This is a genomic window from Cupriavidus gilardii (assembly GCF_013347325.1).
GTDB lineage: Bacteria > Pseudomonadota > Gammaproteobacteria > Burkholderiales > Burkholderiaceae > Cupriavidus > Cupriavidus gilardii.
The window spans coordinates 1,708,974-1,721,574 of record NZ_CP054626.1 but is presented as its reverse complement, the minus strand read 5'-3'; the positions used below and the strand labels follow the sequence as shown (position 1 = coordinate 1,721,574).

The window sequence follows — 12,601 nt, the reverse complement described above, 5'->3', positions numbered from 1 at the left end:
AAGCCTACACCACAAAACGAGGCCCCGCGCCTCGTTTGTGGTGTTTGCCCCCACACCTTGGGGGTTCCGCCCGCTGCCCTAAAGGTTTTGGCGTATGATGCGTTTGACGCGTATCGCCAAGGTCCTTTCTGCGCCCTGGCGCGCCCCTGCTAATGTGACGATTCCTATGGCGGACAAAAAAGGTTCATCCAGCGAGAAGCTTCTGTATTGCTCCTTCTGCGGCAAAAGCCAGCACGAGGTCAAGAAGCTGATCGCCGGCCCGTCGGTGTTCATCTGCGACGAATGCATCGACCTGTGCAACGAGATCATTCGCGATGAAGCCGCCGGCGCCGACAAGGACGCCCCGGCCGCGGCCAAGTCGGATCTGCCGACGCCGCACGAGATCCGCGAAAGCCTGGACCAGTATGTGATTGGCCAGGAGCAGGCCAAGAAGATTCTGGCCGTGGCTGTCTACAACCACTACAAGCGGCTCAAGCATCTCGGCAAGAAGGACGATGTCGAGCTCTCCAAGAGCAATATCCTGCTGATCGGCCCGACCGGTTCGGGCAAGACACTGCTCGCGCAGACGCTGGCACGCCTGCTCAACGTTCCCTTCGTGATCGCCGACGCGACCACGCTGACCGAAGCCGGCTATGTCGGCGAGGACGTCGAGAACATCATCCAGAAGCTGCTGCAGAACTGCAATTACGAGGTCGAGAAGGCCCAGCGCGGTATCGTCTACATCGACGAGATCGACAAGATCTCGCGCAAGTCGGACAACCCGTCCATCACGCGCGACGTGTCGGGCGAGGGCGTGCAGCAGGCGCTGCTGAAACTGATCGAGGGCACCATGGCCTCGGTGCCGCCGCAAGGCGGGCGCAAGCATCCGAACCAGGACTTCCTGCAGGTCGATACCACCAACATCCTGTTCATCTGCGGCGGTGCCTTCGATGGACTGGAGAAGGTCATCATGCAGCGGTCGGACAAGACCGGCATCGGTTTCGGCGCCCAGGTCCAGAGCAAGGAAGAGCGCGATGTCAGCGAGGTGCTGCCGCAGACCGAGCCCGAGGATCTGATCAAGTTCGGCCTGATCCCCGAGCTGATCGGCCGCCTGCCGGTGGTCGCGACGCTGTCCAAGCTGGACGAGGCGGCCCTGGTGCAGATCCTGATCGAGCCGAAGAACGCGCTGGTCAAGCAATATCAGAAACTGCTGGCGATGGAAGGCGTCGAACTGGAGATCCGGCCGGCGGCCCTGTCCGCGATTGCCCGCAAGGCCATCAAGCGCAAGACGGGTGCGCGCGGCTTGCGTTCGATCCTCGAACAATCGCTGATGGATGTCATGTACGACCTGCCGAATTACAAGGGCGTGCAAAAAGTCGTGATCGATGAAAGCACGATCACCGGCGATGCGCCCCCCTTGCTGATGTACGAGGAGCAGCCCAAGGTGGCTGGCTCCAACTGACGCGAACGCCGGCGCAAGGGCGTATCCCCCGCCGGCAGCCAACCGACAGGCCGTTCGCGAGAAGCGAGCGGCTTTTTTTCTTCATTTCGCCAAACGAACGGGAGGAAACGCGGGTATGCTGTTTGCGCGGGATTCGCAAGTGTCGGGGCCGTCATTTGACTGATGCTGCGAACCGGTGATTGCTGTCTTGTAATCGGTTCGTGCGACCCAATTTACGCCTTAAATGACTGACTGGGGAAACTGATGTCTGGAACACAACTCCTCCCGGCTGAGCCGATTCGCCTCCCACTGTTGCCGCTGCGCGACGTGGTGGTGTTTCCGCACATGGTGATCCCGCTGTTCGTGGGTCGCCCGAAGTCCATCAAGGCGCTGGAAACTGCGATGGAGTCGGGCAAGAGCATCATGCTCGTGGCCCAGAAAACGGCGGCGAAGGATGAGCCCACCGCCGAAGACCTGTACGAGGTCGGCTGCATCGCCAATATCCTGCAGATGCTGAAGCTGCCGGACGGCACCGTGAAGGTGCTGGTCGAAGGCACGCAGCGCGCGAATATCCGCGAAGTGAGCGAGGACGACTCGCACTTCATGTGCGAGGCCGTGCCCGTGCCCCTGGGCCCGGGCGAGAGCGCCGAGACCGAGGCGCTGCGCCGCGCGATCGTGTCGCAGTTCGACCAGTACGTGAAGCTGAACAAGAAGATCCCGCCGGAGATCCTGACCTCGCTGTCGGGCATCGACGAGCCGGGTCGCCTTGCCGATACCATCGCCGCGCATCTGCCGATCAAGCTCGAGCAGAAGCAGAAGATCCTGGAGATGGTCAATGTGACCGAGCGCCTGGAGAGCCTGCTGTCGCAGCTCGAGGGCGAGATCGACATCCTGCAGGTCGAGAAGCGCATCCGCGGCCGCGTCAAGCGGCAGATGGAAAAGAGCCAGCGCGAGTACTACCTGAACGAGCAGGTCAAGGCCATCCAGAAGGAGCTGGGCGAAGGTGAAGAGGGCGCGGATCTCGAGGAACTCGACAAGCGCATCAAGGCCGCCCGCATGCCGAAGGAGGCCAAGAAGAAGGCCGAGGCCGAGTTCAAGAAGCTCAAGCTGATGTCGCCGATGTCCGCCGAGGCGACGGTCGTGCGCAACTACATCGACACGCTGGTCAACCTGCCGTGGCGCAAGAAGAGCAAGGTCAACAACGACCTGGCCAACGCCGAGCGCGTGCTGGACGAAGACCACTATGGTCTCGAGAAGGTCAAGGAACGGATCCTGGAATACCTCGCCGTGCAGCAGCGCGTCGACAAGGTCAAGGCGCCGATCCTGTGCCTGGTCGGGCCGCCCGGGGTCGGCAAGACCTCGCTGGGCCAGTCGGTGGCGCGTGCGACGAACCGCAAGTTCGTCCGCATGGCACTGGGCGGCGTGCGCGACGAGGCCGAGATCCGCGGTCACCGCCGTACCTACATCGGTTCGATGCCCGGCAAGATCCTGCAGAGCCTGACCAAGGTCGGCGTGCGCAATCCGCTCTTCCTGCTCGACGAGATCGACAAGATGGGCATGGACTTCCGCGGCGACCCGTCGTCGGCACTGCTCGAGGTGCTGGACCCGGAACAGAACCACACGTTCCAGGACCACTACATCGAGGTGGACTTCGATCTGTCGGACGTGATGTTCGTGGCGACTTCGAACTCGCTGAACATTCCGCCGCCGCTGCTCGACCGGATGGAAGTGATCCGGCTGTCCGGCTACACCGAGGAAGAGAAGGTCAATATCACCCAGCGCTATCTGCTGCCGAAGCAGATCCGCAACAACGGCCTGAAGCCGGGTGAGATCGAGGTCACCGAAGCGGCGATCCGCGACATCATCCGCTACTACACCCGGGAAGCCGGCGTGCGCTCGCTCGAACGCGAGGTGTCGAAGATCGCCCGCAAGGTCGTCAAGATGCTGCTGCTAAAGAAGGAGAGCGGCACGGTCAAGGTCGATTCGGAGAACCTGGACAAATTCCTCGGCGTACGCAAGTACGACTTCGGCCTGGCCGGCAAGGAAAACCAGGTGGGCCAGGTCACCGGTCTGGCGTGGACCGAGGTAGGCGGCGATCTGCTGACGATCGAAGCGGCGCTGATGCCGGGCAAGGGCAATATCACCCGCACCGGCTCGCTGGGCGACGTGATGAAGGAATCGGTCGAGGCGGCGCGTTCGGTGGTGCGTTCGCGCGCCCGCCGGCTTGGCATCACCGACGAGATGTTCGAGAAGCGGGACATCCACATCCACGTGCCCGAGGGCGCGACGCCGAAGGACGGTCCGTCCGCCGGTATCGCGATGACGACGGCGCTGGTGTCGGTGCTGACCGGGATCCCGGTGCGTGCCGACGTGGCGATGACCGGCGAGATCACGCTGCGCGGCGAGGTGCTGCCGATCGGCGGTCTGAAGGAGAAGCTGCTGGCCGCCCACCGCGGTGGCATCAAGCTGGCGCTGATTCCCGAGGAGAACGTCAAGGACCTCGCCGACATTCCGGACAACGTCAAGAACAACATCGAGATCGTTCCGGTGCGCTGGATCGACAAGGTGTTGGAGATGGCGCTCGAGCGCAAGCCCGAGCCGTTGCCGGAAGAGGTCGCCAGCCCTGCCGAAGTCAAGGACAAGGGCGCGGCAGCCACGCACGAGATGATCCACCACTGATCGTGCCGATCGCGCGCCGGCCGGGCGATCCGCCCGCCGGCACCGCAAAGACCGCAGGGTTCGCCCTGCGGTTTTTTTTCGCGCCGCGCGGTGTTCGGCTTGGCAAAGCCAAAGACGCTGTATTACACTTGCGGCCTCGCAGCGCAAACGGCAGTCGACGGCTGATACGTGCGCGGCGATACAGCCTGATTGGCGGCATTGCGGCCACTTGGTGGCAACATCCGGTGGCAACATCGCGGCAACATCGAGCGGGTGCTTAGCTCAGCTGGTAGAGCGGCGCCCTTACAAGGCGTAGGTCGGGGGTTCGATCCCCTCAGCACCCACCACTCTCTCGATGGCCCGATCGTCATGCCAGATGTCATCAGGCCGTGTCGCCGGGCAGCGAGACCGACATCGGAGTGGTAGTTCAGTCGGTTAGAATACCGGCCTGTCACGCCGGGGGTCGCGGGTTCGAGTCCCGTCCACTCCGCCACATTGCATCCGGGCACCGCCAGGTGGCCGGCCGAATCAGCCGCCTCCATGCGGCTGTTTTCATTTGTAGGCCCGGCCTGTAGCCCACCCTTAGCGGCCGCCGACGCCACATCCACCGGGCGGCCCCGCGCAGCCTGCTAGAATCGCGGAGTTTGACCTCCGTCCCAACTTGATCCCGAGTCAGCATGCTTGATTTCGTTCGCAACAACCGGCGCCTGATGCTTTTGCTGCTGCTGGTGCTGGTGTTTCCGTCGTTCGTGTTCTTCGGCGTGGAAAGCTATTCGCGCTTCATGGACAGCTCGCACGACGCCGCCAAGGTCGATGGCCGCGCCATCACCCAACAGGAAGTCGACAACGTGCTGCGCGAGCAGTCCGAGCGGATGCGGCAGGTACTGGGCGCTGCCTACGATCCGCGCCAGTTCGAAGGTCCGGAAGCGCGCAAGGCGGTGCTGGACCAGCTGATCCTGCAGCGCGTGGTTGCCAACGAGGTCAATCGCGAGCATCTGACCGTGTCGAACGAGCGGCTGTACGAGGCGATCGTCAGCATTCCCGCGATCGCGCAGCTGCCGAAGAAGGCGGACGGGCGGGTCGAGGACAAGGCCTATCTCGAACTGCTGGCGTCGCAGGGCATGACGCCCGAACAGTTCGACGCGCGCATGCGTTTCGACCTGGCGACGCAGCAGCTCGGCCAGTCGATCGGTGCGACCGCGTTCATGCCGAAGTCGTTGCTGGACCGCCTGATCGCCGTGCGCGACCAGCAGCGCGAGGTCCAGCCGCTGCTGCTGAAGGCCAGCGACTACGCCGCCAAGGTGTCGGCCGACGACGCCGCGCTGAAGGCGTACTACGACAAGCATCGCCAGGCCTTCAGTGTGCCCGAGCAGGCCAAGGTCGAATACCTGGTGCTGTCGGCCGATGCGCTGGCCGCGGGCATCAGCATCACGCCCGAGCAGCTGAAGTCCTACTACGACAGCAATATCGCGCGCTTCCGTACCGATGAGCAGCGCCGCGCCAGCCATATCCTGATCGCGGCGCCGAAGGACGCGCCCGCCGCCGAGCGCCAGGCCGCCAAGGACAAGGCCACCAGGCTGCTCGAAGAACTGCGCAAGCAGCCGGACACCTTCGCCGATGTCGCGCGCAAGCAGTCGCAGGATCCGGGCTCGGCGGAGAAGGGCGGCGATCTGGGTTTCATGGGTCGCGGCGCGCTGGTCAAGCCGTTCGAGGACGCGATGTACGCGCTGCAGCCGAACCAGCTCAGCGATGTGGTCGAGACCGACTACGGCTATCACATCATCAAGGTGACCGAGGTCAAGCCGTCGGAGACGCGTCCGCTCGAGGCAGTCAAGGCGGAGCTCGAGGCCGAACTGCGCAAGCAGCTCGCCGCCAAGCAGTTCACCGAGCAGGCTGATGCCTTCGGCAATACCGTCTACGAGCAGTCGGACAGCCTGAAGCCGGCCGCCGACAAGTTCAAGCTGACGATCCAGACTGCCGACAACGTGACCCGCGCGCCGAACCCGGCGCTGGGCGCGAACAATCCGCTGAACAACGAGAAGGTGCTGACCGCGCTGTTCAGCGACGACGCGATCAAGAACAAGCGCAATACCGAAGCAATCCAGGTCGGTCCGGAAACGCTGGTCGCCGGCCGTGTGGTTGAGTACCGCCCGGCGTCGGTGCGTCCGTTCGATGCAGTGCGCGATCAGGTCCGCGCGAAGTACGTGGCCGAACAGGCCGCCGAACTGGCGCGCAAGGACGGCGAAGCGCAGCTGGCCAAACTGAAGCAGAGCGGTTCGGCCGATGGGTTCGGCGCCGCCGTCACGGTATCGCGCCAGCAGCCGGCCGGTCTCGCGCCGAAGGCAGTCGAGGCCGTGATGCGCGCCGATGCGTCGAAGCTGCCGGCGATGGTCGGCGTCGATCTGGGCGCGCAGGGCTATGCGATCTATCGCATCGCCAAGGTCTCGCAACCGGCGCAGGCCAATCCGGCGCAACGCCAGGCCGACGCGCAGCAGCTGTCGCAACTGGCCGGCCAGAGCGAGCTCGAAGCGTTCTTCGAGAGCCTGAAGGCGCGTTCGGACGTCGAGGTGCTCAAGCCCGCGGCGCCGGCGGAATCGCAGCCGGCAGGCTGACCGCGATCGACGCGATGGACGGGACCGGCCGCACGGGTCCGTCCGGCAGCGATGAAGAAGGGGCCCCGCGGGGCCCCTTTTGCTTTGTCATGCGCCGGTGTCATGCGCCGGCGACCGATGCCGCCGGGCCGGCGTTCACCCGCGCCGTTGCTGCGCCTTGCCTTCCTCCGCGCTGCGCCGCTGGCGCTTGAGCAGCGGCTCGAGCTGCGGCCACACGGTGTCGAGCAGCGCCGGCTGGGCCTGCGCGGTCGGATGGATGCGATCGTCCTGGAACCAGTCCGGCCGCGTCACCACCTTGTCGAGCAGGAAAGGCACCAGCGGCAGCTGGTATTCCTTGGCCAGCTTCGGATACAGCGCGAAGAAGCGCTCGGTGTAGTCGGGCCCGTAGTTCGGCGGAATCCGCATGCCGATCAGCAGCACATTGGCCTTGGCGGCCTTGGCGCTGGTGACGATCTGGCGCAGATTGGCCTCGGTGCTCTGCAGCGGCAGGCCGCGCAGCGCGTCGTTGGCGCCGAGCTCGACGACCACGACGGCGGGCCGGTGCCGGGACAGCAGATCGGGCAGGCGGGTCTTGCCGCCGACCGTGGTCTCGCCGCTGATGCTTGCATTGACGACGCTATAATCGAACCTCTCCGCGCGCAGGCGGTCTTCCAATAACTTGACCCACCCCGCGCCGCGCGCGATGCCGTACTCCGCCGACAGGCTGTCGCCAAGCACCAGGATCGTCGGCGCGCGTTGCGCCAGCGCGGGCATCGCTGCCAGCGCCAGCAGCCCGCCCAGCACCAGGGCGCGCCAGCGTCCACCGATGTCCCGCCAGAAACCGTTCCGGAAACCCTTGCTCATGTCCTCATCCATTCTTGCTGTCGAATCCTTGGGAAAGACCGTGACGGACGCGACCGGTTCGCTGACGATTCTGCACGACGTGTCCTTTTCCGTCACGCCCGGCGAAACGCTGGCCATCGTCGGGGCCTCCGGGTCGGGCAAGTCGACGCTGCTCGGACTGATGGCCGGGCTCGACCTGCCCAGCCGTGGCACCGTGTCGCTGCACGGCCACGACCTGTTCGCGCTCGACGAGGATCAGCGCGCCGCGCTGCGCGGCCGTCATGTCGGCTTCGTGTTCCAGTCCTTCCAGCTGGTCGGGCATCTGACCGCGTTGGAGAACGTGATGTTGCCGCTGGAGCTGCGCGGCGAGACCGACGGCGTGCGCGAGCGCGCCAAGGCGATGCTGGAGCGGGTCGGCCTTGGCGCGCGGCTGTCGCACTATCCGCGCACGTTGTCGGGCGGCGAACAGCAGCGCGTCGCACTGGCCCGTGCCTTTGTCACGCGGCCCGACATCCTGTTCGCCGACGAGCCGACCGGCAGCCTCGATACGGCGACCGGCGAAGCGGTGATCGCGCTGATGTTCGAACTGAATCGCGACGCCGGCTCGACGCTGGTGCTGGTCACGCACGACCGCTCGGTGGCGGCCCGCTGCGGGCGCATCCTGACGATCGAGGCAGGCAAGGTCGCCAGCGACGAGTGGATGGGCGCGGAAGTCTGAGAACGCGAAATCGAGGGCAAGGGCAGGCCCTCAGCCTCCCCGGGCCAGCGCGCCTCGCGCGCGCGCAATCAGCGCGCTGGTGGACGGATCGTGCGGCCCCTCGGCGCGTCCGTTCAGCTCGGCCTCGATCGGCCGCGCCAGCAGCTTGCCCAGTTCGACGCCCCACTGGTCGAACGAGTTGATATTCCAGATCGCGCCCATCACGAAGGTGCGGTGCTCGTACAGCGCGATCAGCGCACCCAGCGCGCGCGGCGTGATGCCGTCGATCAACAGCATATTGCTCGGCCGATTGCCCGCGAAGCGCATATGCGCGATGCGTTCGGGCTCGACGATGCCGGCCGCGCGCAGTTCTTCCTCGGTCCGCCCGCGCATCAGCGCTTCGGCCTGCGCAAAGCAGTTGGCCAGCAGCTTGGCATGATGGCCCGGCAGCGTACGCGGCGCGGACAGCGGTGCGACGAAATCGACCGGCACGATCTGCGAGCCCTGGTGGATCAGCTGGAAATACGCGTGCTGGCCGTTGGTGCCGGCCGTCCCCCAGACCACCGGCGCGGTGTCCACGCGCACCGGCCACCCATCGCGCTGCACCGACTTGCCGTTGCTCTCCATCTCCAGCTGCTGCAGGAAGGCGGGGAACAGCTCCAGCGAGGTCGAATAGGGCGCCATGCAGCTGGTCGGCAGGCCGAACACATTGCGGTACCAGACCCCCAGCAGGCCGAGGATCACCGGCATGTTGCGCGCCAGCGGTGCGGTGCGGAAGTGCTCGTCCATCTCGCGGCCGCCGGCCAGCAGTTCCGCGAAGGCTTCGAAGCCGAGCGCCAGCGTGATCGACAGCCCGACCGAGGACCACAGCGAGAAGCGTCCGCCGATCCAGTCCCAGAACTCGAACATATTGGCCGGATCGATGCCGAAGGCGCGTACCGCCTCGAGATTGGTCGACACCGCGACGAAATGGCGCGCCAGTCCGCTCTCCGGCACGCCGCGCTCGATGAACCATTGGCGCGTGCTGTTGGCGTTCGCCATCGTCTCCAGCGTGGTGAAGGTCTTCGAGCAGACGATCACCAGCGTGCGTTCGGGATCGAGCCGCGCCAGCGTCTCGGCCAGTTCGGTGCCGTCGACATTGGAGACGAAATGCACGCGCGGCCCGGACGCGGCGCCGCCCCCGCCATCGCCCGCAAGGTGCGCGAGCGCCCTGCACACCATGCGCGGCCCGAGATCCGAGCCGCCGATGCCGAGGTTGACCACGTCGGTGATGGTCTTGCCGCCATGGCCCGTCCATTGGCCCCTGCGCACGCGCTGCGAGAAGTCCCGCATGCGCGAGAGCACATCGTGCACTGCCGGCATCACCGACTTGCCATCGACCTGAAACGGGGCGTCCGGCGCGGCGCGCAGCGCCATATGCAGCGCCGCGCGATCCTCGGTCGCGTTGATATGTGCGCCAGCGAACATGGCATCGCGCTGCGCGGGTACGCCGGCCTCTTCGGCCAATTGGACCAGCAGGTCCATCGTCTCCGGCACGATGCGGTTCTTCGAGTAGTCCAGGAACAGGCCGGCCGCTTCCAGCGAGAACCGGTCGACCCGCTCGCCGGCGTCGGGCGCGGCAAACCAGTCGCGCATCCGCTGGTCGCGGATCGCTTGGTAGTGCTGCTGCAGACGTTGCCAGGCGGGAAGGTCAGTGGGCATTGCGAAATACGGGCGGAAAAGAGTCGAGCGGATAGTACGAGCGCGAAGACGCGGAACGTGCCGAGTATAGCGTGCACATTCGGCGAAAACTGTCAGACAACGCCGCAATCAGCGCGTTCCGCCGAGGCTCCTCGCCACCAGCCGCAAGGCCGATTCGCCGCCCGCGACCCACAGGCCGCCGGCGCAGATCACCGCAATCCCCAGCGCCGTGGTCCAGTCCGGCAACTGGCCGAAGGCGAGGAAGCCGACCGTGGTGGCCGAGATGATCTGCAGATAGAGGAAGGGGCTCAGGAACGAGGCGTCGGCGTACTGGAAGGCGCGGATCACGAAGTAGTGGCCGAGCGACCCGGTGATGCCGGCCGACAGCAGCAGCGCGCATTGCAGCGGCGTCGGCATGGCGGCAAACCAGAAGAAGGGCACCAGCAGCGTCGTCAGCGCGGCGCCGGTGATGCCGCTCCAGATCAGCGTGGTCATCGGCGCATCGTGGGCCGCCATGCGCCGCGTCAGCATTTGCAGCAGCGCAAACAGCAATGCCGACGTGAGACCGAGCGCCACGCCGCCCGGCGTCAGCTCGCCGCCGGGGCGCACCACCACCAGCATGCCGGCAAAGCCGATCAGCACGCCGCTCCAGCGCATCAGGCGGGCGTTGCGCCCCGGCCGTTCGCCGAGCAGCCACGGCGACAGCGCGACCACGAACAGCGGCGCGCAGAAGTTCAGCGCGGTGGCGGTCGCCAGCGGCATCAGCTTGAGCACCGAAAAGAACACCAGCGTCGAGGCCAGCATCAGGGCGCCGCGTACCCATTGCAGCCGCGGCTGGCCGGTGCGGACCTGGGCCCGGAAGCGCGCCGGACCGAGCAGCAGAAAGATGGCGACCACATGGCCGACGTAGCGCACCCACGCGACCGCCATGATCGGCAGGCCCTGCTGGGTTAGCGTCTTGCCGGTCGCGTCGAGCAGCGTCAGGATCCATTGGCCGAGTACCAGCAACGCGATGCCGGTCAACAGCTGCCGACGGCTCGGCGCCGCGCTCGGTACCGGGATCGCGCCGCTCATCGCCTCGTGCCCGGGTTGTTCAGCCGGTTCAATGCATTGAGTTCATGCCGCGCGGCCCGGGGCAATTCGCCGGCCGTCAGCCCGGCCGGGCCTTCGCCGCCCGCCACCAGGCGATCGGCCGCGCGGCCATGCAGCCAGACCGCGGCCAGCGCCGCGGGCTCGGCCGCCATGCCCTGTGCCAGCAGCGCGCCGATCATGCCGGCCAGCACGTCGCCGGTGCCGGCGGTGGCCAGGCCCGCATTGCCGGTCGGATTGATGGCGATCGCGTTCTCGTCTCCACCCGCGATCACGGTACCCGAGCCCTTCAGCACAACCACCGCCTGCCACTGTGCAGCCAGCGCACGCGCCGCGCCGAGTCGATCGCGCTGGATCTCCGCCACGGTGCAGCCCATCAGCCGCGCCGCTTCGAGCGGGTGCGGCGTCAGTACGCGCGGCGCGGTGCCGGCCTTCGCCAGCGCCGCCAATGCCGCGTCGGCCGCCAGCAGATTCAGTGCATCGGCGTCGAGCACGGCTGGCGTATCCGCACGCAGCGCCGTCTCGAGCCATCGGCCGGCGTCCTCGCCGGTACCCATGCCCGGGCCGGCCACCAGCGCCGACATCTCGTGCAGCCGCAGCCGGTCGACCGGATGCAGCATCAATTCGGGATGGGCCGGATCGAACGGCGGCGCGGGGTCGGCCAGAAAGCCGATATGCACGCGCCCGGCGCCCAGATGCAGCGCGGCCCGGGCTCCGAGCAACGGCGCGCCGACCATGCCGATGCTGCCGCCGATCACCGCCAGCGTGCCGAAGCTGCCCTTGTGGCTCGCATGTCGTCGGCCTGGCAGCGCGGCGGCGAAGCGCGCCGGCGTATTGGCCCAGACGGCCCGGGCCGCCGCCCCTGCATCTTGCGGCGGATAGTCGAGGCCGAGCGGCGCGATATCGAGTTCGCCGGCACAGTCGCGGCCGTCCAGCGTCAGCAGGCCCGGCTTCGCGGCGATGAAGGTCAACGTCCGGGTTGCACGCACCGCGGGCGTACCGGCGCCGGTATCGGCCGACAGGCCGCTCGGCACATCGAGCGCGAACACCGGCACCCCGTCTTCGGCCAGTGCGCACAGCCGCGCGATCCATTCGGCGAGCGCGCCGCTGGCGGGACGGTTCAGCCCGATACCGAGCAGGCCGTCGACCACCGCGGCAAAACGCGGCGCCGCCGCGGGCCAGGGCGGGGCGGATTGCGGCGAGGCGGCATCGGGCACCAGCACCTGCAGCGGCACGCCGGCATCGTTTGCCTGCTGCCACGCGCGTGCGGCATCGGCGGGCAGGCGTGCGGGATCGGCCAGCAGCCATGCCTGCACCTCGCGGCCGGCCTGATGCAGGTGTGTCGCCGCGACCAGCGCGTCGCCGCCGTTATTGCCGGGGCCCGCCAGCAACAGCAGCGGTCCGGCCGGTGCATGGGCGCTCAGCCAGGCGGCAGCGGCAGCCCCGGCACGGGCCATCAGCGTGAACGGCGACAGGGTGGCGTAGGCCGCCTGTTCGAGCCGGCGGATCGCGGCGCTGTCGAACAACGGAATGGACGTGGCGCTGAGCGGATCGAAGCGCAACCAGTCCGCGGCCTCGGCGGCCGTCCCGGCAACGGCGGGAGAGGAGAAGGGCGTCATCGGC

8 protein-coding genes and 2 tRNA genes are annotated in these 12,601 nt (G+C 66.9%); 6 read left to right on the top strand and 4 right to left on the bottom strand.

Going from position 1 to position 12,601, the window contains the following annotated elements:
- Positions 1-166 precede the first annotated feature (166 nt).
- From clpX to FOB47_RS18035, 5 genes are all read left to right on the top strand, one after another.
- Complete coding sequence (gene clpX, locus FOB47_RS18055) at positions 167-1,441, top strand: ATP-dependent Clp protease ATP-binding subunit ClpX (protein ID WP_006575958.1); 1,275 nt, start codon at positions 167-169, stop codon at positions 1,439-1,441.
- Between the two features lie 243 nt (positions 1,442-1,684).
- Complete coding sequence (gene lon / locus FOB47_RS18050; RefSeq protein ID WP_053821926.1) at positions 1,685-4,099, top strand: endopeptidase La; 2,415 nt, start codon at positions 1,685-1,687, stop codon at positions 4,097-4,099.
- A 250-nt stretch (positions 4,100-4,349) separates the two neighbouring features.
- Positions 4,350-4,425 (top strand) — tRNA-Val (locus FOB47_RS18045).
- Between the two features lie 69 nt (positions 4,426-4,494).
- Positions 4,495-4,571, top strand: a tRNA-Asp gene (locus FOB47_RS18040).
- Between the two features lie 184 nt (positions 4,572-4,755).
- The gene (locus tag FOB47_RS18035; RefSeq protein WP_174781750.1) at positions 4,756-6,690 is read left to right on the top strand and encodes a SurA N-terminal domain-containing protein; all 1,935 of its coding nucleotides are present in this window, start codon (positions 4,756-4,758) and stop codon (positions 6,688-6,690) included.
- A 135-nt stretch (positions 6,691-6,825) separates the two neighbouring features.
- Here the strand turns inward: FOB47_RS18035 and FOB47_RS18030 are convergent, their stop codons facing one another.
- The gene (locus tag FOB47_RS18030) at positions 6,826-7,533 is read right to left on the bottom strand and encodes an arylesterase (RefSeq protein WP_023263541.1); all 708 of its coding nucleotides are present in this window, start codon (positions 7,531-7,533) and stop codon (positions 6,826-6,828) included.
- Between FOB47_RS18030 and FOB47_RS18025 the strand changes: the two genes are divergently transcribed.
- Positions 7,532-8,230 (top strand): ABC transporter ATP-binding protein, encoded by a 699-nt coding sequence (locus FOB47_RS18025; protein ID WP_053823111.1) that lies wholly within the window; start codon positions 7,532-7,534, stop codon positions 8,228-8,230. The two genes, FOB47_RS18030 and FOB47_RS18025, sit on opposite strands and share 2 nt — an antisense overlap.
- A gap of 30 nt (positions 8,231-8,260) precedes the next feature.
- On the opposite strand, the gene pgi is transcribed toward FOB47_RS18025, so the two are convergent.
- From pgi to FOB47_RS18010, 3 genes are all read right to left on the bottom strand, one after another.
- The gene (gene pgi, locus FOB47_RS18020; RefSeq protein WP_174781749.1) at positions 8,261-9,910 is read right to left on the bottom strand and encodes a glucose-6-phosphate isomerase; all 1,650 of its coding nucleotides are present in this window, start codon (positions 9,908-9,910) and stop codon (positions 8,261-8,263) included.
- Between the two features lie 108 nt (positions 9,911-10,018).
- Positions 10,019-10,963 carry a DMT family transporter gene (locus FOB47_RS18015; RefSeq protein ID WP_174781748.1) on the bottom strand — a complete coding sequence of 315 codons (945 nt, stop codon included), beginning with the start codon at positions 10,961-10,963 and terminating at the stop codon, positions 10,019-10,021.
- Positions 10,960-12,597: an NAD(P)H-hydrate dehydratase gene (locus tag FOB47_RS18010; protein ID WP_174781747.1), complete on the bottom strand. Its 1,638-nt coding sequence runs from the start codon at positions 12,595-12,597 to the stop codon at positions 10,960-10,962. The genes FOB47_RS18015 and FOB47_RS18010 overlap by 4 nt, the downstream gene beginning before the upstream one ends.
- Positions 12,598-12,601: the final 4 nt, after the last annotated feature.